Source organism: Candidatus Peribacteraceae bacterium, from assembly GCA_041661065.1.
In the GTDB taxonomy this organism is placed as follows: domain Bacteria; phylum Patescibacteriota; class Gracilibacteria; order Peribacterales; family Peribacteraceae; genus CAIKAD01.
Map to the genome: position 1 here is coordinate 995,311 of JBAZVD010000001.1, position 21,411 is coordinate 1,016,721.

Consider the following 21,411-nt stretch of genomic DNA (forward strand, 5'->3'; position numbering starts at 1 on the left):
CAAAGATTCTCCCGGCTTCCCCCTTGATTTTTTTGGCTTGCGCTTGCTATCTTTGAACCATGCCTCTCCTCTCTTTTCAAATTCCCGACGGATCCTCCGAACGAGAAATCACGCTCCGCAAGGCGCGCGAGATCATCGGCAAGTCTTATCCTGTCAACCCGGAACGTTATCCCAGCCATATCACCGCCACCGCCGATGTGCCGCAATCAGCCATGCTGGAAATCCGTGAGGCTCTGATCGCCATCGGCGCGGTTCCATTGGACTAAGCTGCTGACACGTTCTTCCTTACTCCGGCTCCTGCTGGGTGATGCAGTGGAACATGCCCTCACTTCCCTTCCTGCGACTTCAGAGTCCACCCGCAGAGTTTGAAGAGGACGCGCGCGCCCACGTTGGCGTCCCATTCCCCTTCCCTGCCCGGCGCCACCTCCACGAGGTCAAAACCGACGATCTGGCGCCCCGATTTGACCACAGTCTTGAGGAGAAGGAGCATCTGATTGAAGGAGAGCCCTCCCGGAACCGGCGTACCCGTGTGCGGGCAGAGGGAAGGATCCAGACCGTCGATGTCGAAGGAAATGTAGACCTTCTGCGGAAGCGCGGAGACGATTTCTTCACAGATTGCTCTCCAAGACTCTCCGGAGAGTTGCCTGCCTGCCATATCCTCATCAAAGAACACGGCGATCTTCCTCTCGTTGCTCCGGGCAAATTCCATCTCCTCCCGGCAGAAATCCCGGATGCCCACTTGGACAAGCTTGGTGACGCCGGACACCGTGTCTGCGACGTTGCGCATGATGGATCCGTGCGAGTAAGGAAAACCCTCAAAGCTCTTGCGCGTATCGAAGTGCGCATCAATGTGAAATACGCCCAGGGGACCCTTCGCTTCGGCGCATGCGCGGATGGCGCCGAGCGGCGTGGAGTGGTCGCCCCCCACCAAGCCGGGGATCTTCCCTTCTTCCAGGACTTTCTTCGTCTCATCGTACACAGAGGCATTCAAACGCTCCCCAAGGACACGCACAACCTCCGCATCTTTCCGATTGGCATCCACCACCCCGCCCCGCTCCATAACCGTCTGCGCACTGCGACGCGCTTCCCGGTTCCACTTCCGCACGTCGCCGGATTCCGGAAGCATCACGATGCCGGCCTTGTAGAAGAGGCCGAGGTCTCGGTCAAAAAAGTCCACTTGGGGACTGGCACGAAGAATCGCCGCCGGCCCTTCCGCCGTCCCCCCGCCGTAGGAGACCGTTGCCTCCCAAGGGACGGGTAACAGGACAATGCCGGATTCCTCCCGCGTGAAGGAAAGACCAAAGATGCCCCCGCCGCGCGCTGCGGCGCCGTAGCGGTCGAAGAGGACATCCTGGTCAATATCCCCGAATGAGCCTGTCGTTGTGCGCGGCGCCATGGGAGAGAGGAGTGGTGAATGAGCGACAATGATAGAGCATCGTGGCCTGCGGACAAAATACTCCAGCCGAAGCCGCATCCTGCAACGCAGACCACCCAACACTCAAGGGCATCAGGACAGCGCATTCGCCCTCTCCGTCTCCTTCACGGACGACATCATGCTCCCGGCAACATCATTCTGGCCTTCCTTCCCGCTTCCGTTGCTTCCCTTGGCGGAGACCGAGAATCCGTTCCCGCTCTTCCCGTTCTTCTTCTGGTTCCCGCGCCAGATCTTATCGATGTTCACGCGGTAGATGTTGTTGTAGCGCTCCAGCTCGTTGGGGCCGGCCAGCTTGAGCACGTCCAGTTCCGGCGCGAACATGTCCGAGTAGCGGTCGCGGCGGCGGATGGGTTTGGTGGACCCGTCCGGATAGATCATGACCACGGACGCGCGCTTGATGGTGTTGAAATTGCTCGCCATCACCTGCGCATAGGCGCCCACATCCATCACCGCAAGCAGGTCCCCGGCACGGAGCTTGGGCATCTCGATGCCCTTGGTGATCAGGTCCCACGCGTCGCACGTGTTGCCCGCAATGGTGACGGTATGAATGCGCCGGGAATTCATCTGGGAGGCCGGCAGGATGTCGTACTGGACGCCGTCCTGGATGATGGCATCGGGGACGAAGTTGTACGTGGAGCCGTCGGCTATGACCATCCGCTTGTTGAGGCCCAGGCGCTTCTTGGAGATGACCTTCATGAGCCCGATGCCCGCGTTGAGCACGATGCTCTTCCCCGGCTCGAAGATGAGGCGGAACGGCTGCACGTTATGGCGCCGAAGGAGGCGGTCGAAGTAGCGGGGAAAATCCCGCATGGCCTCGATGGGGAACGCTTCGTCATCGCCGATGGCCGCGGGGAATCCGCCGCCGAGCGAGAGCGTCTTGATGCGTATGCCCTCGTCCTGGTAGCGCTTGATGAGCTTGACGAACACGCGGGCCGCCGCCTTGAACACCCGCGGGTTGTGCACGTACCCGCCCATGAAGTGGAAGCCCTGGAAATCCACGAAGGGACTCCTGCGCGCCAATTCGACCGCGCGGTCGATGTACCCGATGGGGATGCCGTACTTGTTGTTGCGCGTGGAGTAGTGCCCAATCTGCAGCATGGGATTCACGCGGATGACGGTATCGATGTGCTTCTTGAGCTTCTTTGCCGTGCGCGCGATCTGCTCGATGTCCTCGATGGAATCCGCCGTGATGGACTGCACGCCGATCTTGGCCGCGAAGTGCAGGTCCTGCTCCGTCTTGTAGAGGTTCGTGAACGTGAGCTGCCGCGGCTTGAAATCCGCCAGGAGGCCGAGGATCAGTTCGCCCACGCTGGAGCAATCCAAGTCGAACCCCTCTTCGCGCATGAGGCGCAGGATCTCCAGGTTGGAATTGCACTTCACGGCATACTGCAGGTTGATGCCCTGTCCGAAGACCTTCTTGAAGCGCCGGGCGCGTCGGCGGATCTCGCTCTCCACCATCACATAGAGCGGAGTGCCGTACTTCTCAATGATGCGGTCCACGGCCACCCCCTCGATCATCAACATGCCCCGCGTATCCTGGGCGAGAAAATCCTTCCAGCGGTCGCGCATGTACCGGTGAGAGATGCGCTGGTGGCGGCTGGTCCGCATGGCGGTTCTCTCGGGGGCTGCGGATTCGGGGGGAGGCTTCATGTCGCGGGATGGATTGAGGAAAAACGTAAACAAGCCGCGATTATATGGAGTGATGAACTCTTGTCAATGACTTCTTCCGATGTGTTTGCGGAAGAACGACGCTCCTCAGGCCAGGAGGAAGCACTGGAATTGCCAGGGGTCGTCATCCGCAGGCGTAAAGGTGTTCACCGTCTTCGCCGCAACGGTGTCGTTGCCATGCGGCATCCAGTCGAGGGGAACGGAGGGGCATTCGCCCAGGTACGGCCCCGCGACGGAGAGGATCTCCTCGTGCGGGAGCTGGTCGGGGACCAGCACGCCCCGCCGGGGGTTCTTGATCATCCAAAAGACCGCGCCCAACACCGAAGCGGCCACCTGCATCGTCGTGGCGTTCATGTGGGGGACGAGGCGGCGGGCTTCCTCGATGGAGAGGACGGTGCCGGTCCACCAGGACTTGAAGTCGTGGCCCATGAAGAGGCATCCCAGTTCGTCCACGCCGCCCGTGATGTCATCACCCATGATGCGCATCTTCTCCTGCTTCACGTAGTGTCGGCAGCGCAGGGCATGCAACGAAGCGATGGCCGCCAAGCTGGGGCAGTAGGCGTAATGCACGGTGGGCCGGTAGACGGGCGTGCCGTCGGGGCCGTTGACCGTGAGGTAATCCGAGATCGTGAAGGCCTCGCCGTGGCGCACCACCATGCCCACGATGTCCTGGCTGGGGACGCGGGAGCGGACGAACGTGTTGATGCCGAAGCGCGCCATGCAGATCTGGTTCCGGGGACCGGACACGTGGCAACGGGCGTCCGGCGGCAGGGCGCGCTCGTGCGTGCCCCACCCCATTTCCGCAGGCGCCGTCCCCTCCTCGTAGAACCCCTCCACGCTCCACGTGTTCACGAACTCATCGAAGCCATGGGGAATGTTGGTGACCTGCGTGTCGATCTCGCTGATGTGGATCACCTTCACGTTGAGCAGCTGCGCGAGACGCGGGTACGCCCCGCCGTCCATCGCTGCTTGGATGTCCTTGGCGCGGGGATCCCCCGGCTTCTCCGCGACGAGTTTCTTGGCGATGTCCAGAAGCCCGCGCTTGGTGAAGTGCGAGACCAGCCCCGGATTGGCGCCGTGCTCTATGATCGCCGTAGGGCCCGGTTCCTGCCACCCCTTCAAAAGGGCACGGATGGCCATGTGACGCACGTAGAGCGTGCGGTCCGTGGTGAGCTTGTGTTCCCAATCCTCGTAGGGGTCCCACTGTTCGACCGATGTGTTGACATAGAGGACGCCGTGGTCGTGGCACCAAGTGAGGATATCTGTGCAGCCGATGTTCCACGCCAGGTCGATGAGGATGTCCCCTTCCCCCAGGTATGCGCCGAACTGCTTGCCCATGGTCGCACGCTCGATCTTCTCGCACACGAATTTCACCCCTTCCGCGAGCGCCGGCTGAAGGAGCGGGTTCTTCGCGTTATCGACGAAGTCCATCACCGTGATGCGGTCCCGGGGCATGTCCAGGTGCCGCAGGAGCATGGGCAAGGTGCACTGGGCAACACCGCCGTAGCCGAGGAGGAGGATCCGGCCGGGGAAGGAGACGCGCAGTCTCGCCGCGAGGGATTCGATGGACTCCATCTCAGACGGTCACCGGTGCGAAGGCCGTATTGAGGACGATGTTGCGGCCGGAGAATTCCTGCTGGTACGCCTTGGGGAACTCCGCGCAGCCGCGGAGGAGGCAGTGCGCGTTGTAGGACGTGCCGCGGAAGAAGGAGAGCGCGTAATCGATCACCGTCTGCGCCTCGTAGAACTTGCAGCTGAAGACATCCAGGTAGACGGAATTCGTCTGGTTGGCGAAGTGCGCGGAGATGAGGGACGTTTCGATGAGCTGGGTCATGGAGAAGCCCGCGACCTTTTCGTCCTCGCCGAAGTTGACCACCAGCGTATCGCCGAACCTCTTCATGTCGATCTTCACGCACAACTCCTTCACGAACAACTTGATGGCATCCGCATCACGGACAAGAGCGGGGTCGCAGCCGTGGATGTCGATGGCCATGGCCATTCCCCAGGCTTTGCTGTGTTCGTATTCGGCTTTGGTGAGAGGCGTGAAGAGCTTCGTCTGAGAGGAAAGACCGGAGGCGGCCGTGGAGGGACGCGAGGATGCGCGGGAATGCGCGGGGAGCGTCCGATGAGCCGAGGTGGTGACCATGTCAGAAAAAGGAAAGGGAAAGGATGAGAAATTTCCCCAAATATATGCGCGCACTCGCGTGTGTCAACGAATTTTTCCCCCCGCGGTATTCCCCCACCCTGCCCGCTCCCGCCTCTCGCGGGCGCATCCTCATGTTCTGCTCATCAACAAGCCACGTACGGCCAAGGGGCGGCTCTGTTTGTTCCGCATCCCCTTGCCAAATATCCCTTGCGTCACCAACGTTTTCTTTCGTCGTGATCCCCCTGCGACGGCAATGGATATTTCTCGCCTTGCTCTCTGGAGATGACCTGCCTCATTTCCCCTCCGCAAATCTCCTCCCGACCTCCTCCCAGTTCACGACATTCCACCAGGCTTTGACGTAGTCGGGACGGCGGTTCTGGTACTTGAGGTAGTACGCATGCTCCCACACATCGATGGCGAGGAGCGGGACCTTGCCGGCAGATATCGGAGAGTCTTGATTGGCAGTTTTCACGATTTCCAACTGATCGCTGTCGGCTGACGGCTGACGGCTGACGACCAGCCACGCCCACCCGGATCCGAACTGCCCCAGCGCGGCAGCCTCGAACTTCTCGCGGAAAGCGTCAAAACCGCCGAACGACTTCTCCAGCCCCGCCTTCAATTCCGCACCGGGCTCCCGGGCGTTCCCGCCCATAAAGGTCCAGAACAGGTTGTGGTTGTAAAAGCCTCCCCCATGGTTGCGAACCGCAGTGCGCTTATCCGGGGGGAGCTGCTCCAGGTTCTTGAGGACCTCCTCAATGGGCTTCTCCGCCCAGTCGGTTCCGGCCAGGGCTTTGTTGGCGTTGTCACAGTAGGCCTGGTGGTGCTTGGAGTAGTGCACCTCCATGGTCTTGGCATCGATGTGCGGCTCCAGTGCGTCGTAGGAGTACGGGAGCTTGGGGAGGGTGTAGGGCATGGTGGAAAGCAGGAAGAATGATCCATTGTAGGGGTTCCTGGGGCGGATGCCAATGACGTTCTGTCGTTATTTCGTTACCTCGTTATCTCGTCTGTGCTCAAGGAGCACTGACCTAGAAGCAAAATAACGAACTAACGAACGAACGAAATAACGATATACTCCCTCCCAATGGATATCCGCCTCCTCACGTCGGCCGAGGAACTGTCGTCATACGACCGCTGGGTGAAGGGCCACCCTCACGGGACGCTCTGGCAGTCCCTGGAATGGAAAGGGTACCGGGAAGCCCTGGGGCGCCGGGTGCGGATCTACGCGGCGCTGGAGGGTCCCCGGATCACCGCCTCGGCCCTCGTGGTTATCGACCGGACCGCCTTCGGCCTCTCCACATGGGACATCTCCCGGGGACCCCTTGGGAATGAAGAAATGCAAAATGCACAATGGGATATGGTCAATAGAATCGTCACGGACGCGAAGAATGGCGCGTGCATTTCCCTATTCTTTTCACCGCTTTCCTCATTTTGCATTTCCAATTTTGCATTTCCCATTCGTCCGTCACGACGCCATCAACAACCCGAAGCCACCCGTATCCTGGATCTCACGCCTCCTGAGGACCGGCTCCTCGCCCAAATGAAGCCCAAAGGCCGCTACAACATCTCGGTCGCCCAAAAGCATGGCGTGCGTGTGGAACGTTCGGACGATGTGGACGCCTTCTACCGCCTCTTGGAACAGACGGGGAACCGCGACGGCTTCGGCATCCTCCCCAAGCGTCATTACGAGGCGTTCTTGAGTCACCTGAAAGAGAGCTTTTTGCTTTTGGCGTATGCCCCCTCTCCCGGCAGGCAAGCGGAGGGGTGGGAGAGGGGGTTAGGGGGTGAGGTCAGAGAAGCAACTGAAGTGATAGCGAAGGAAAAGCTCCCCATTGCCGCCCTCCTCGGCGTCATCTGGAACGGAACGGGTATCTACTACTATGGAGCGTCGGACTACGAGAGCCGCGCCCTCATGGCCCCCTACCTTCTCCAATGGGAAGCGATGAGGTTCTGCAAAGCCCGGGGATGCGCAGTATATGACTTGTTAGGAGTTGCCCCCCCTCTCCCGAAGGGAGAGGGGGCTGGGGGGAGAGGGGGTTGGGGAAGTGGGCGCTGGGGGAGGGGGCGCTGGGACGGCATCTCCTCCTTCAAGGAGAAGTTCGGGGGAACGGTGGTCACCTACCCGCCGGAACGGCAGATGATCCTGCACCCGGTGATGAATGCGCTTCTGCAGTCGAAGAGGAAAATCTTTGGATGAGCACTAAACCCTCTGACGCGGAGACAAGGAGATCTTTTCGTGCATGAGTATGCCCCTCCCCCTTTGGGGGAGGGGTTAGGGGAGAGGGGGTGACTGAAGCGAAGACAGGTTGCTTTTCTTGCCCTGGAGTACGCCCCCTCCCCCCTCGGGGGAGGGGGTTGGGGGGAGAGGGAATACAAAAAGCCCCCCGCTTTCGCGGGGGGCCCTTTCGTACCTTGTTGAAGGGTAGAAGAACGCCGATTAGCTCTGGTAGCTTGTGGAGCTGATGACGGTCTCCGGATACTCAACCCATGTGAAGCCTTCACTGCCTCCGTTATCCTGGTCATCCCATACGAAGTGACTGTTGTTGTATGCGAATGACTGCTTCGTATCCGAGGAGAAGTCCTGGATGGAGACAAGGAGGTTGGATGTGTTGGCCGCAACGACATCCGGGTTTGTGATTTCCGCGCGAAGGACGAACGTGCTGTCCGTCCCTTGGTCGATCTGCGTCTGCACGTTGCTGGTCGTTGTGCGGAAGTCACAGAGGACGATGAAGGAACCGGAGAGGACGTTGGGCATGGCCGTGCCGCCCGTCGTGTAGGCTGAACAGCTCTTCGTCACGTTCTGGTTGGCAGAGTTGTACATGTAGAAGCTGCCGGAACCGATGGCCACGTTGGTGGCCGTGACATTGAAGTACACGCCGGAAAGCGTGACCTTGTTGAGACCGTTCTTGCTGTTCGTGTTAGCCGCAGCGGAGATCTTGAACTTGCCGATCTCCTTGACGCCGGCGCTCACATTGGTGCCGTTCGGGTCCGTGTTGGCGTTCGTGATGGCCGTGATCTTGGCAAGCACGCTCCTGTGCGTATTGCTGGAAATGATGGCGTTGGCTGTGGCGAGCACCGAACTGCCGATGAGCACTTCGCCGTCGCTGCCAAGGTCATTACCGTTGAGGTTGTTGGAAGAATCCGCACCGCGGGCGCGCACGGCGCCGGTACCCGTGGAGTTGTTCATGGCATCGTCCGGATCGATGAACAGTGCGATCAGCTGGTTGCTGGTGGCGCCTGCGTCATCGTTCTTCAGACGGGGCTTCACGAGGACCTTCACTTCGCCGCCCTTCGGAACAACGAGTTGCTGCGTCTGCATGGAGGCGCAGAACGTAGCGATGGAAGTGGAGTACCCGTTGGGGTTGAAGGACGGCACGTCGTCAGTGCCGCAGCTGTTCGTGGTGGCAATGGCGAAGTAGGAGGTTGCGCCTTCCTTGTACAGCTCAAGGCGTTCAATGGACGCCGCCGTGCTTCCGGAGGAAGTGAGCTGCAAGTTGGTCACGTCGATCGGCTCGTTCTCCGCGCGGAAGTTCAAGCGCAGGATCGTGTCGCCGAGCGTACCGGCAAGCAACTGGTGGTTGCGGACCGGCGTCGTGTCCTTGGTCACGTACAGCGTCCCCTGGTTCACCAGGCTGAAGAGCGTGGACGGGGTCGTGGTGACCGTCATGTCTGCGGAAGCGGCACTGAGGATGATCGTGCCGTTCACGTTCAAGCCGGAGAGGGAAGACCCGCGGTCCACCGTCTCGGCCTCAATGAATGTGGAACCCGTTGCGAAGCGCAACTGGAGGCTGGCCGTAGTCTGCAGGGAACCTGCGATGTCGCTGTGGACCTCGAAGGTGACCGTCTGCTCCTTGTTGACCACGAAACCGCCGTTGGTGATGGTGTCGAAGGTCACGGCGGAGCTCACGGAGCTCTTGCCGCTGTCGAGGATGGTATCCACGGTGCCGTCGCCGTCCGTATCCACCCAGAGGGCGTAGTTGACGCCGTTCTTAATAGTGTTGGTTCCGGCGGCGGATTCGAAGATGAACTTGGTGAGGAGGATGTTCTTGGCCTCACCTGCGCGCGCGTTGAAGCGCAGCAAGCGGACGTTCTTGGCGTTCTTCACGGCCGTCTCCGTTGTGGAGAGGGCCTGGACGCTCACTTGCAGGGAAGCATCGGCAATGCGGTGTGCGTTGCCGGAGATGGTGCCGCGGGGACGGACGTCTTCCACCTTGTCGCCGGTGGAGAGCCCCTCAATATCCATCTGATAGGAGTTTGCTGTGGTTTGATTTGCCAGCAAGCCACCGAAGTCACAGTACACTGTGTTCGCGGCGCTGCCGATTTGCGTGGGCTCGCCGCAGATCTGCACCTTGAACTGGTCGCCGTTGAGCGGGTGGTTCCCGGCGCTGTTATCTTTGAAGTCTGCTTTGATCTGCCACGTCTCCTTACCGTTCACCGTAAAGTCGTCGAAGCGGTAGATCTGGTAGGCAGCTGTGGTGGCACCGAGACCCGTCGTGCCCTTGTCCGTAGAGGCATCCCCGAGAGGCGTGCCCTCCAGGGACGTTCCCGTGGTGGCATTGCGCATGGTGACGTTCTCAAGCACTTCTTCGACCTCGTCGTAGCTCGTGCTGCTCCTGCCGGTGATCAGCGCTGCGCCGGTCACTGTCTGAGCCTGAACGGCCACGTAGAGCTCCTTGACGTTCACCGTGTCTCCGCCCGTGGTGAAGACCACGTTGCCGAGGACGGCGTCATTTTGGTCGCGCGTGTAGCTCTGCTGCGCGGGGCCGTTGATCTCGATGGTGAACTGGCCGGCCTCCACAGTGACGGAGGTTGCCGTGCCAGAAAGGATTACGGCGGAACCGTAGAGCTGCCCGTTGACGCCGTACCCGTACAGGGAACCGACGGCGAACACATCGGACGTTTCGTCAATGTCGATCTGGCTCGTGGATGCCGCGCCGCCCACGACGTCTGCCACGACCTCAAGCGTGATCTTGTCACCCTCGAGGACCGTGAAAGGCGGGTTGAACGTGACGGTCGCGTACTTGTTCTTGAATTCGGCTGCGACGTTGGTCAGGACGGTTCCGTCCGTGCGGCGCACCTTGATGTTCGTGATGTCGCCGTCGGAGACGGTGCCGTTCTGGTGGAGCGTCATGGTGTAGAGCGTCTGGTCCTCCACGGAATCCGTGGAAACCTCGAAGCGCCCTACCACAACACCCTTGTCACCAACCTCCACCTGATCGGGGGAGACGGTGCGATAGGCCACGGTGATCTGCCCGCTGTCGACGGCGCCCACCTTGAAGGTGTTGCCGCGCATGGGGAAGTTACCCGTGACGCTCTTGGCGTTGCTGAGGAAATCCGACTGCAGCTCCACCGCGAAGTTGTGCTCGGCGGAAGGGGAAGCAGTGGCGGAGATGTCGCCCACCAGGTCCACGGTCACGGTCTTGCAGGCCGGGATCACGAGGGCGCTGATGAAGCGGACGCTGGCCGTCTGGTCGCTGCTGTCGATGGAACGCTCGCGGGTGACGCGGCCTCCGTCGATGGTGGCGTAGACGCCGGTGATGTCTGCCTTGGCACCGAAGCCCTCATGGAGGACCGTGATGTTTTCCAAGGTTACGCTGTCATCACAAGAAGCCGTGAGGTCCAGCGAGAGGAAGGTGACCTGGTGCGCGCCCTGGGGAAGGGTGTCGCCCACCGGGTTCGTGGAGGAAACGGAGACCTCCAACGTGCCGTTACCCTGGGGAAGGGTGCTGTAGCCGTTGAACTTCTCGGAGTCCGAGAAGGTGTCGCCGTCCGCGGTCTTCATGTTGGAGACCGTGAGCGTGTACTCCTTGCCTGCAGTGAGGCCCTCGGAGACAACGACTTCCACGCTCTTCTCACCCACCACCGTCACGGAAGCGACCGTGGCGGCCGGGGAGAAAACGTAGTTCGCGAGCGTCTTTGCCGCAGCCTCATCCACAGCGACGTTGAACGTCACCTCCACCTTGGTGGAGGAGACGGCAGACACCGTGGAGATGGAAGGCGTGGACGCGTTGGGCGTACCGGCGCTGCAGTCCTCGCCGTAGACGAGGCCCTGGTCGACGCGGTTGAGCATGACGACCATTTCGGCGCGGTTCATGTTGTCCGTGGGGCGCACGCGACCCGTGGTGGAATCACCCTGGAGGACGCAATGGTCCGCGGCGATTTGGATCGCCTGCGTGTACCACTGGCCGGCCGGGTTATCCACGAACGTCGGGGCGTCTGCGGTGGACTCCAAGTTGAAGGCGCGGACAATGAGGGTCGCAGCCTCCGCGCGGCTGATGTTGGCAGAGGGGCGGGCGTAGCAGGGATGGGTGCCGTAGCAGTTGCCATCACCCTTTACCCAGCCCTCCTTGCCTGCCTCTTCCATGTAGTTGTAGTACCAAGCCGACGCCTTGACGTCGTCATAGCTGGGCACCGCAGGAGGAGAGGAGAGAATGCCGCCGTTGAGCTCGACGATGAGCTTCACGAACTCGGCGCGGTTGGCCGTGTCCACGGGGCGAAAATTCGGCTGAGTGGCATCGAGGTAGCCGGCGTCCACGAAGGACTGGACGGCTTCCTCAAACCACACGCCGGCAGAAACGTCTGCATAGGCCGCGAACACGCTGCTGACCTGCGTGAACATGATGGCTGCTGCCGACATCCCTGCTACGACTTTCTTCAAGCGAGAAAGTTCCATAGGAATGGGGTAGAAAAGGAAGTAAAGAGGGAAGAGAGGAGAGATGTGGTGTGGGTGTGTTGGTTGCGTAAGTTGGGAAAGAGTGGTGTTCCGCGGGCATCTTCGGCTTGTGTCGTGAGATGAGTGCCTTTCCCTTCAGAACGAGGTCTGGGGGACGCGCTCTCCTCCTTAAATATAAAGAGCACACACGAAGTGGAAGTGCCGAATGCGTTGCGTGCGAAACAGGTCTACGTCGTACGGGAAGTACAAAACGTGGACCGCACACTCAAAGTGCACGATCCTTCGCTTCTGGAGCGGGATGTGAAACTCGTCCTGCTTTGGCGGCGCGAAGGGCGCCGATTGGTACAGGGCAAGGTGCCGATATGACAAGGATCGGTGGACCACGCTCATCTTCTCTAGAGAGAGCGGATCAGCGGAGATCCTAGCGAAACCGCTCTTCCCTAAGCAAGCTTCGCGCCCTCTACAGGTGGCAATACAAGGAACGTAGGGACCCCCTGTTTGTTACGTGGGAAAGGGGTGCCCGGAAGGGGCGGTAACGGAAGTTGCTCATGTGGATGCCATTTTCTACCCCCTTCTTCGGCTAAGAATACCCACAAAAGCCGCAAAGAGGGCAGGAATAAAATCCTGTTGCATATTCGGGCTTTCCGTACGAAAACACACTTCCATGGATACAATATTTGTTCACTTTTTGTAGCTACGGTACGTGTATATACAAACATCTTTCTTCCCTCGCCCCTCAGGAGAGAGGGCGGGGTGAGGGGAAATGGGGCAAAAAAAGGCCTGTACTGCCCTACTTTTTGGCAAGCTTCTGACCTTCCGGCGTGTCTTTCACCGTGAATCCCCTCCCCTCGATCTCCCCCCGCAACCGGTCCGAAGCCGCAAAATCCTTCCGCGCCCGCGCCTCCGCACGCTCCTCCAGGAGCTTTTGGACCTCCGCGGGGACTTCCACTTCCACCTCCTTCTCCGGTTCGAAGCAACCGAAAGTATCACGAATCTTCTGTATGAAACGGCGCAAGGGCAACAATGCATCATTTGTCCATATACCTAAATTCCTTGAAGCACCCATACAATGAAAGACAGATGCTAAAGCTGCCGAAACATTCAGATCATCGTTCATCGCATCATCGAATTGTTTTTCATGCTCAGCCACAAGACGTTGATAGTCTTCAAGTGGATCAGGATACAAACCAGCATCACCAGGTTTCGCAAAGCCCACGAGTCTTCCTTCATCCACTTCTTTCATCCAAGCAAGTATTCTCTTTCGAGCATACTGAGCATCCTCCAATCCTTTCTTCGAAAATTTTAAATTGGTTCTGTAATGAACAGACAGTAGATAGTAGCGGAGATCCAAAGGACTGAACCCCATCTTCTCAATATCCGGAACCGTGAGGATGTTCCCCAAGCTCTTGCTCATCTTCACGTCGCCCATGTCGATCCTCCTTTTATGAACCCAGTACCGCGCGAATGGCGCGGGGCCGGTGGACTCGCTCTGCGCAATCTCGCTCTCGTGGTGCGGGAAGATGTTGTCCTCGCCGCCCGTGTGGATGTCGATCTGCGGGCCCAGGTGCTTGCGGGACATGGCCGAGCACTCGATGTGCCAGCCGGGAAACCCCGAGGAAGGATCCTCGCCCGTGGTGGCTGCGCGCTCTCCCGTTGCAAACTCCCAGCGGAGCAAATGCCGCGCGTTCCCCCCCACCGCCTTCTTCCACAGCGCAAAATCCGCCGGGTGTTTTTTGGCTTCCTTTACGGCAACCCTGGCACCCGCTTCCAGGTTCTCCACGGTGTTTCCGGAGAGCTTCCCGTACGCGGGGAACGTGCGCACGTCGAAGTAAATGCCGTCCTCCGTCTCGTACGCGTGGCCGTTCGCGAGGAGCTCTTTGACCATGGCGAGCATCTCCTTCACGGTCTCCGTGGCGCGGGGACGCACCTCCGGCTCGCGCATGTTGAGCGCCTTCTCGTCTTCCAAGTACTGCGTCTCGTACTTCCGCGCGATCTCCAGCGGGTCCACGTTCTCCGCCTTCGCCTGCCTCTCCACTTTGTCCTCTCCCTCATCGCGGTCCGCGACGAGATGGCCGACGTCGGTGATGTTCTTGGCGTGCGTGACCTTGTAACCCTTCACCTCCAACCACCGGCGGAGGAGATCGGCCATGAGGAAGGAGGAATAGTTCCCGATGTGAGGGCGTCCGTAGACGGTGGGGCCGCAGGTGTAGATCAAAACATTCTTATCATTGATCGGCATGAACTCCTCCTCGCGCTTGGTGAGCGTGTTGTAGAGACGGAGGACGGATGCGCCGGACATGGGAATACTATAAAGGAAAGAGTCGGAAAAAACCCCGAATCGCATGACGCGACTCGGGGCGCTGTTCCCGCACCGGGGATTATGACCCTTGCCCGGGGTTCGGCGGGTCGCCTCCCCCGGCCTTGCGGTTCTCACGCTGGATGGCGTCGTACACTTCCTTGCGATGGACGGGGGTGTCCTGGGGAGCATCGATTCCCAAACGGACTTTATCGCCGCGGATGTCCACGATAGTCACGACGATTTCATCCCCGATCATGATGGATTCGTCGCGGTGGCGTGATAGTACGAGCATGGCATGCCCTCCCTAACAAACAAGGAACGGAAACCTACACAATCCTGCGCACGGCTATGCCCACGATCGTGTAGGTTTCTCTCCCCGGTGATGCAAGAGAACAGCCCCTCCCAATAGGAGGGAAAGGGCATGGTAGTCCACATTCCTAAAAAAAGGGACCGGAACAGAGTCCCGGTCCCCGTGCCCTGGCATTCCTGCTAGGGGCTCTTTAGTCCTTCCGCAGTCTCATCCGGGACTTCCGAGGATGGAACTTCTTTGGACAGAAGTTCCGTCCTTTGTATCGGCGTGTTTGTTGGCGCTTCAAAGCCCAGCGTTACTTTTCGGCCTCTGACGGCCAACACGACCACCTTAATACCATCCCCAATGAGAATCTCCTGGTTCACTTTGCGGGAAAGAACTAACATGGGCTTCCTCCTCTTTTCGTATAAGCCCGGCTCCTTGTGCCACCAGGCAACCCTGCCTGGAATGAGAAGCTGGGATGCAGTATAGCTATTCCTTGAATGATATCAAGTAATTATTATGATCTTTTGTCAATAACCTATGAAACGCTTACCCTAGAGCTGAACTCGAATTATTGGTTAAAGAGGCCCAACCGACAAAGCGATTGGGCCTTATTCCCTCCAGGCAAAGACCTGGAGGTTTCCATGACCTTCCCTAGCCCTCCTGCTGATTGACTTCCGCATCGTTTTTATCTCGGGCCATTTCGTTGCGCTTGATGGCCTCGTAGACCTCTCGCCGATGCACGGGGACTTCCTTGGGAGCTTCCACCCCCAAGCGGACCTTATCCCCACGGATCTCCACAACCACGATCGTAATGTCATCGTTGATGACAATACTTTCGTTCTTCTTGCGGCTGAGTACCAACATGGACTCATCCCCTTTCCTCCCCATTACACGGGGTAAAAAATACTGGGTCCATCCTCTGAAACATTCCACAACGCACCCGACGTGGCATCGGGTCTGCTGTGGAATGTTTTGGCTAGGCCGGGGCTTTCATGGAGCGAAACCCCCAAGCGGACCTGGAGGCCGGGGCATTTTAGTGAGGATTGACCTGATGTCAAAAGAGATCGTCAAGGAAAGGGGGGATTTGTGCTACGATCCCATCATCTTTCCCCCCTCGTTCCCATGGCCATGGCCCTCAAGGACATCAAGAAACTGCTCGGCGAGGAGGCCCATAATCTCCTCACCCACAACTGTTCCACCATTCCCAAAGACCGGCTCCACCTCCCCGGCCCCAAGCACGTGGACAGTGTCTTCGGCATTAGTGACCGTTCCAAGAAGGTGCAGCAGAACCTCAAGGACCTCTACGGCCACGGCCGCCTGAAGAACACCGGGTACTTGAGCATCCTGCCCGTGGACCAGGGCATCGAGCACTCCGCGGGCGCTTCCTTCAGCAAGAATCCGGATTACTTCGACCCGGAGAACATCGTCCGCTTGGCCATGGAGGGCGGATGCAACGCCGTGGCCTCCACCTTCGGGGTTTTGGGGCTTGTGGCCAAGAAATACGCGGCCAAGATCCCCTTCATCGTGAAGATCAACCACAATGAGCTCCTCACGTACCCCAACAAGTTCGACCAGGTGATGTTCGGCACGGTGGACGAAGCGTTCCGCATGGGCGCCAAGGGGGTGGGGGCCACCATCTACTTCGGCTCGCCCGAGAGCACCCGCCAGATCGTGGAAGTGGGGCAGGCCTTCGCCAAAGCGCATGAATTGGGGATGTTCACCGTCCTCTGGTGCTACCTCCGCAACAACGAATTCAAGCGGGGGGACAGGGATTACCACACGGCATCGGATTTGACCGGCCAGGCCAACCACCTGGGTGTCACATTGGAGGCGGACATCATCAAGCAGAAGCTCCCGGAGAACAACGGCGGCTTCAAGGCCATGAGCCCGGAGGGCAAGTACGGCAAGTTCGACGAGAAGATGTACACGGAGCTCATCACGGACCACCCCATTGATCTCACCCGCTGGCAGGTGGCCAACTGCTACATGGGCAGGATCGGCCTCATCAACAGCGGCGGCGCCTCCGGCAAGGATGACCTGGCGCAGGCCGTGCGCACCGCCGTGATCAACAAGCGCGCGGGCGGTACGGGGCTCATCTCCGGCCGCAAGGCGTTCCAGAAGCCCATGGACCGGGGCGTGGAGCTGCTGCAAGCCATCCAGGACGTGTACCTCTGCAAGGATGTGACCATCGCATAGGCTTCCCTTCTTCCGAAGGAAGTGATTGACGGCTCTGCGCCCGGTATTACACTCCCGCTACCGGAATATATTATTCCGCGGTTCAGCCGGGAGGTTATAGAGCTTCATTCCCCCTCCCGGCTCTTTTTGGCTTACATCAGGGCTCTTTCTGAATTACACATTGGATATTCTTCGCCAATTCATCTGTTCGTTTATCCCGTTGTTCATTCACATGAATGGAATGGGGCTGTTTTACAGGAACAGGTGTACATGTCTTTTGCCGTTTCGGTTCCCCTTTCCGGCTTTACCACTCGGGAACAAATTGACTCCTGCAACAGGATCACTACATTCCGCACAATGTCTGATACGCGACGCCTCGAAACGGAAACCACTCTCCAGCAGATCACCCTCTATACGGGCGATTCCGTGTTGCCGCATATCGTGATGACCGATCCCCGACTCCCTCCGGAAGAACCTGTTACGCTTGTCGAAAACGATGTGAGAGTGCAGGTGTATAGCATGACGAAGAAGGACTATGTGAGTGCCCGCATTGATGCCATCGCCACTGCCGCCACCCCGCCGCTGTTCCACGTGATGTATGTGAATGATGGGAAGCCTGCCCGTGCGCCCCATAAGTGGATAACCCTCGAAGAACTTAGGCAATGGAATCCGGACAAATGCCTCATCATCGCCCCCTACATTCCGTCTTCCTCCCCTGCTTCCTCCCCTGCCTCCCCCTCTTCCCCCTCCTCCCGCCGCACGTTCCTGATCGCGGTCGGAACGGCGGCGGCTGCGGCGGCCATGCTGGGAGCGGCTGCGGTGCTCAAGGGGTGCGGGAAGGAGGAATGACCAAGGACCAATATCCAATGATCAATGACGAACCGATGTACGACAGGACGAAGGTACAACTACACCCTCAGGTGCTCCCTGTTGACGATCATCTGCTGCCCGATGGCGAACAGGGTGGAGATGCCCCAGTAGAGCGACACGGCGGAGGGGAACTGCAGGGCGAAGAAGCCGATCATGAGGGGAAGCGCATACTGGAAGATCTTCTGCTGCAGTTCGGTTTGCGACAGGGGATCCTTCTCCTTGTCCTTCCCCGCCCCGGGCGAAGCCGAAGGTTTCACGTCGATCACCGCCTGGCTGTTCTTCTTCTTGCGGTCCGCGATGGCGAAGGTGAGCTTCATCTGCAGGAACTGCAGGAGGACGAGGAGCGGCGGCATGATGTACACGTTGGGCTTGAGGAGGTCGAGCCCCAGGAAGAAGGTGTCGAACGTCCAGTTGAGGTTCTGGTAGAAGGGGTAGATGAGGTGGCCCGAGAGTGCGAGCACGGAGCCGTCTCGGATCACGTAGAAGAGCCCGATGAGGATGGGGAACTGGACGAGCGTGGGCAGGCAGGATTGGAAGGGGTTCACCTTGTGCTCTTTCCACAGCTTCATGGTCTCGGCCTGGATGCGCTGGGCGTCGCCGTTGAAACGCTTCTTGAGCTCATCCAGTTTCGGCTGGAGCATCTGCATCTTTTTTTGACCCTCCAGCGCGTGCTGCGTGGGAAGGAAGAGGAGGAGCTTGACCACGAGTGTGAGGAGGATGATGGCCAGCCCCAGGTTGTGGCCGGGGAGCCAGGATCCCGCGAAGATGAGGAAGTTGAGGAACGGCGCCATGATGAACGTGCGGAAGATCTTGGTGAAGAACCCCGGCTCCGTGACGCTGAAGCGCGCCGTGAGGGTCTCTTGCACCGTCGCCCCCGTCTGCGCCAGCCGGAGGGCATCCGTGGTCTCTTGCGGAAGGGTGAGCTCCGCCTCGTACGTGCCCACCTCACCCAGGAGGGAATACTTCCATGGGGAAAGATCCAGCTTCACTTCGCCCTGCGCGGGGACCGGAGGGGGAGGAGTGCAGGGGATAGCCGTGGGGGACGCGGAGTCGGCGTCGGAAGCGGACGTGAGGAGCGTCTTCCCGGACGTTCCGGCGTTGATGCGGTGGAGGTCCACGGACGGAAGCGGACAGCGGTCCGACAGCGTGAAGGCGACTGTGGAATGGTTCTTCACCGTGACGGCGGGGTTGTTCCCCGCACGGACGTTGCCCGCCGTGAGTTCCACGGGCGGGCGGGCGCCGTTCGCCCCGTCCTGCTGCGCCGGAAAGAACTGGCGCATCACGAATTGACTCCCCAGGTAGACGATGAGGAAGATGAGGGCGAACTGGAGGAAGTTACTCTTGCGCTGGGGGGCGGCCATGGGAGAGGGTTGCGAGGAATCGCTCCACGTCCTGCTGGATGTGGACGAACGGGGCTCTAAGACTAGAGGATCGCGGGGCAATCAACAACTGCACGGGGCCCAGATTCTCCCGGCTCTGGAGCGCCGTCCGCCACGCCTCACGGCACCGGCGCCGCATACGGTTGCGGCGGACGGAGGAGGCATCCAGCTTCGCGGACGTGATGATGCCCAGGTACACGCCCGTGAGTGGATCCGCCGCCGGGTGCCGCGGCGCCCCCCACACGGAACGGACCGCCATGGTCTGCCCTTTCCATACGCGCCCCTTGCGGAGGACGCGTTCGGTGATCTTGCGGCCGCGGAGACGATCGAGCTTCATAGGGACATGATAGAGGAAACCGAGGAGCCCGAGGAAACCGAAGAGTCCGAGGAATGTCAGGAACAAACTCTAAGCTTCTAGAAGCATTATTCTTCGGAATCATCGGCAACCTTGGAATCCTTTCCCATTCCCTCTATCCTCCCTCCGTCATGACCAAACTCACCGATGACCAGGTACGGCACATCGCCAAACTCGCGCGGCTGCGGCTGACGGATGAGGAAGTGAAGAAGTTTGCGCCGGAGCTCACGGCCATCTTCACGTACATCGAGAAGCTGAAGGAAGCGGATACGGAGAACGTGGAGCCCACGGCGCAGGTGGCACACGCCCCGAGCGGGAAGGAAACGGGATCCCCCAACCGCTTCCGCGACGACGTGATACGCAACGACAATCCGACGACGGATGAGATGCTCTCTACCACCCCCCTCCCCATCGTTGACCGGCAGATCCTCACGCCTTCCGCCCACGGCGAACGCTAAGCCTTCCCTCTTTCAAATTTTTCATTTCCAATTTCCAATTTTGTAATTTTCAATTCCTTTGCTCTCTTCCCTCACCATCACACAGGCCTCAGAAAAGCTCCGAAACAAGGAGATTTCCTCCGTGGAACTCACAAAGGACTGCATTGCCGCGATGGAGAAGAAAGATGCAACTCTGAATGCCGTTGTGTATCGTAATTTTGAATCAGCCCTTTCTGAAGCGAAGAAGTTCGACGCAAAAAAGAGTCCAAAGAGTCCGCTCGCCGGTATCCCCTACCTCGCAAAGGACGTGTTCTGCGAGAAAGGAGTTCCCACCACGGCCGCCTCGAATATCCTGCGTGTGAAGGATTACCTTCCCCCGTACGACTCCACCACGACCAAGAGGCTCAAGGCTGCGGGCGCCATCAGCTTGGGGAAAACGAACACCGATGAGTTCACCATGGGCAGCAGCACCGAGACGAGTTGCTACGGCGTGACCAAGTGCCCGTGGGACGTGACACGCGTGGCGGGGGGGTCTTCCGGCGGTTCGGCCGCCGCCGTTGCCGCCGACGAGTGCATCTTCGCGCTGGGGACCGACACGGGCGGCTCCATTCGCCAGCCCGCGAGCTTCTGCGGCTGCGTGGGGCTCAAGGTGACCTACGGGCGCACGAGCCGCTTTGGCGTGATGAGCATGGCGAGCTCCCTGGATACCATCGGCGCGTTCGGCAAGACCGTGGAGGATGCCGCGCTGGTGCTGCAAGCCATTGCGGGGAGGGATCCGCTGGACGGGACTACGAGTGACGTCCCCGTTCCCGACTACCATGCGGTCCTCGGCAAGGGGGTGAAGGGGCTCAAGATCGGGCTGCCGAAAGAATACTTCATCGAAGGGATGGATCCCGAAGTGGAGAAGGCGGTGCGCGCGGCGGCGCAAAGCCTGGAGCGCCTGGGCGCGACGGTCATTGATGTCAGCCTGCCGCATACCGCGTACGCCATCGCGACGTACTACGTCCTCTGCCCCAGCGAAGTGAGTTCCAACATGGCGCGGTACGATGGTGTGCGGTACGGCCGTGCGGTGCGGGATCCCAAGAACCTGATCGACTTGTACGAGCGCGTGCGGAGCGAGGGATTCGGACCGGAAGTGAAGCGCCGCATCATGGTGGGGACCTTCGCGCTCTCCGCCGGCTACTACGACGCCTATTACCGCAAGGCGCAGAAGGTGCGCACGCTGGTGAAGAAGGACTTTGAGGACGCCTTCAAGAAAGTGGATCTCCTCCTCACGCCCACGGCGCCCACGCCCGCCTTCACCATAGGCGCGCATGCGGACGATCCCGTGCAGATGTACCTGGAAGACGCCTGCACCATCCCCGCTTCGCTTGCGGGAGTACCGGGAATCTCGCTCCCGTGCGGATTCACCGGTCCGCGGGCAGGAATGCCCTCTCTGCCTCTTGGCATGCAATTGCTCGGCCCGCACTTCCGCGAAGACGTGCTCTTCCAAGTAGGCCACGCCTATCAACAACAGACTGACTGGCACACGAAAAAGCCCGGGCTCTGATGGGATATTGATGTTGACGCTATTGTACATAAATACTATATCGTAACAGTTTTTGGTTGCGTCGAGTCCCCTCTGTGCCGTACGGTCAAGCCAGGTATTTCCTTCCCTCTCCTTCGTATGTTCTACGATAACG

The 21,411-nt window shown here is 59.6% G+C and carries 17 protein-coding genes; 6 read left to right on the forward strand and 11 right to left on the reverse strand.

The annotated features are described in order from the left end of the window. The first annotated feature begins 59 nt into the window (after window positions 1-59). Entirely contained in the window at window positions 60-266 is a 207-nt protein-coding gene (locus tag WC698_04565) for a hypothetical protein (protein ID MFA6039506.1), read from the forward strand. Between the two features lie 59 nt (window positions 267-325). Here the strand turns inward: WC698_04565 and WC698_04570 are convergent, their stop codons facing one another. From WC698_04570 to WC698_04590, 5 genes are all read right to left on the reverse strand, one after another. Next, the gene (locus WC698_04570) at window positions 326-1,396 is read right to left on the reverse strand and encodes an agmatinase family protein (protein ID MFA6039507.1); all 1,071 of its coding nucleotides are present in this window, start codon (window positions 1,394-1,396) and stop codon (window positions 326-328) included. A 111-nt stretch (window positions 1,397-1,507) separates the two neighbouring features. Beyond that, a complete protein-coding gene (locus WC698_04575) occupies window positions 1,508-3,085 on the reverse strand; it encodes a hypothetical protein (GenBank protein ID MFA6039508.1) in 1,578 nt (525 codons plus the stop codon). 105 nt (window positions 3,086-3,190) lie between these two features. Next, window positions 3,191-4,678: a saccharopine dehydrogenase NADP-binding domain-containing protein gene (locus tag WC698_04580; protein MFA6039509.1), complete on the reverse strand. Its 1,488-nt coding sequence runs from the start codon at window positions 4,676-4,678 to the stop codon at window positions 3,191-3,193. Window position 4,679: 1 nt separating this feature from the next. Then, entirely contained in the window at window positions 4,680-5,249 is a 570-nt protein-coding gene (locus WC698_04585) for an S-adenosylmethionine decarboxylase (GenBank protein MFA6039510.1), read from the reverse strand. A 292-nt stretch (window positions 5,250-5,541) separates the two neighbouring features. Beyond that, window positions 5,542-6,162 (reverse strand): superoxide dismutase, encoded by a 621-nt coding sequence (locus WC698_04590; protein MFA6039511.1) that lies wholly within the window; start codon window positions 6,160-6,162, stop codon window positions 5,542-5,544. Between the two features lie 168 nt (window positions 6,163-6,330). On the opposite strand from WC698_04590, the gene WC698_04595 reads away from it, so the two are divergent. Then, the gene (locus WC698_04595) at window positions 6,331-7,443 is read left to right on the forward strand and encodes a peptidoglycan bridge formation glycyltransferase FemA/FemB family protein (GenBank protein ID MFA6039512.1); all 1,113 of its coding nucleotides are present in this window, start codon (window positions 6,331-6,333) and stop codon (window positions 7,441-7,443) included. A 240-nt stretch (window positions 7,444-7,683) separates the two neighbouring features. On the opposite strand, the gene WC698_04600 is transcribed toward WC698_04595, so the two are convergent. The 4 genes from WC698_04600 to csrA (WC698_04615) all read right to left on the reverse strand — a co-directional run bounded on the left by WC698_04600 (window position 7,684) and on the right by csrA (WC698_04615) (window position 15,377). Then, window positions 7,684-11,919 (reverse strand): S-layer homology domain-containing protein, encoded by a 4,236-nt coding sequence (locus WC698_04600; GenBank protein MFA6039513.1) that lies wholly within the window; start codon window positions 11,917-11,919, stop codon window positions 7,684-7,686. A 790-nt stretch (window positions 11,920-12,709) separates the two neighbouring features. Further along, window positions 12,710-14,218, reverse strand: coding sequence for a cysteine--tRNA ligase (gene cysS / locus WC698_04605; GenBank protein MFA6039514.1), 1,509 nt, complete (start codon window positions 14,216-14,218; stop codon window positions 12,710-12,712). Window positions 14,219-14,297: 79 nt separating this feature from the next. Continuing rightward, window positions 14,298-14,510 (reverse strand): carbon storage regulator CsrA, encoded by a 213-nt coding sequence (gene csrA / locus WC698_04610; protein ID MFA6039515.1) that lies wholly within the window; start codon window positions 14,508-14,510, stop codon window positions 14,298-14,300. A 654-nt stretch (window positions 14,511-15,164) separates the two neighbouring features. Then, a complete protein-coding gene (gene csrA / locus WC698_04615) occupies window positions 15,165-15,377 on the reverse strand; it encodes a carbon storage regulator CsrA (GenBank protein MFA6039516.1) in 213 nt (70 codons plus the stop codon). Window positions 15,378-15,635: 258 nt separating this feature from the next. Between csrA (WC698_04615) and WC698_04620 the strand changes: the two genes are divergently transcribed. Together WC698_04620 and WC698_04625 are read left to right on the forward strand one after the other, a co-directional pair. Continuing rightward, the gene (locus tag WC698_04620) at window positions 15,636-16,709 is read left to right on the forward strand and encodes a class I fructose-bisphosphate aldolase (GenBank protein MFA6039517.1); all 1,074 of its coding nucleotides are present in this window, start codon (window positions 15,636-15,638) and stop codon (window positions 16,707-16,709) included. 336 nt (window positions 16,710-17,045) lie between these two features. Next, window positions 17,046-17,537 carry a hypothetical protein gene (locus WC698_04625; protein ID MFA6039518.1) on the forward strand — a complete coding sequence of 164 codons (492 nt, stop codon included), beginning with the start codon at window positions 17,046-17,048 and terminating at the stop codon, window positions 17,535-17,537. A gap of 59 nt (window positions 17,538-17,596) precedes the next feature. Here the strand turns inward: WC698_04625 and WC698_04630 are convergent, their stop codons facing one another. After that, a complete protein-coding gene (locus tag WC698_04630; protein MFA6039519.1) occupies window positions 17,597-18,919 on the reverse strand; it encodes a YidC/Oxa1 family membrane protein insertase in 1,323 nt (440 codons plus the stop codon). Beyond that, window positions 18,894-19,274 carry a ribonuclease P protein component gene (locus tag WC698_04635; protein ID MFA6039520.1) on the reverse strand — a complete coding sequence of 127 codons (381 nt, stop codon included), beginning with the start codon at window positions 19,272-19,274 and terminating at the stop codon, window positions 18,894-18,896. Before WC698_04635 ends, WC698_04630 begins: the two co-directional genes overlap by 26 nt. 149 nt (window positions 19,275-19,423) lie before the next feature. On the opposite strand from WC698_04635, the gene gatC reads away from it, so the two are divergent. Continuing rightward, window positions 19,424-19,750, forward strand: coding sequence for an Asp-tRNA(Asn)/Glu-tRNA(Gln) amidotransferase subunit GatC (gene gatC, locus WC698_04640; GenBank protein MFA6039521.1), 327 nt, complete (start codon window positions 19,424-19,426; stop codon window positions 19,748-19,750). A gap of 58 nt (window positions 19,751-19,808) precedes the next feature. Then, window positions 19,809-21,278: an Asp-tRNA(Asn)/Glu-tRNA(Gln) amidotransferase subunit GatA gene (gatA, locus tag WC698_04645; GenBank protein ID MFA6039522.1), complete on the forward strand. Its 1,470-nt coding sequence runs from the start codon at window positions 19,809-19,811 to the stop codon at window positions 21,276-21,278. The last annotated feature ends 133 nt before the right edge of the window (window positions 21,279-21,411 follow it).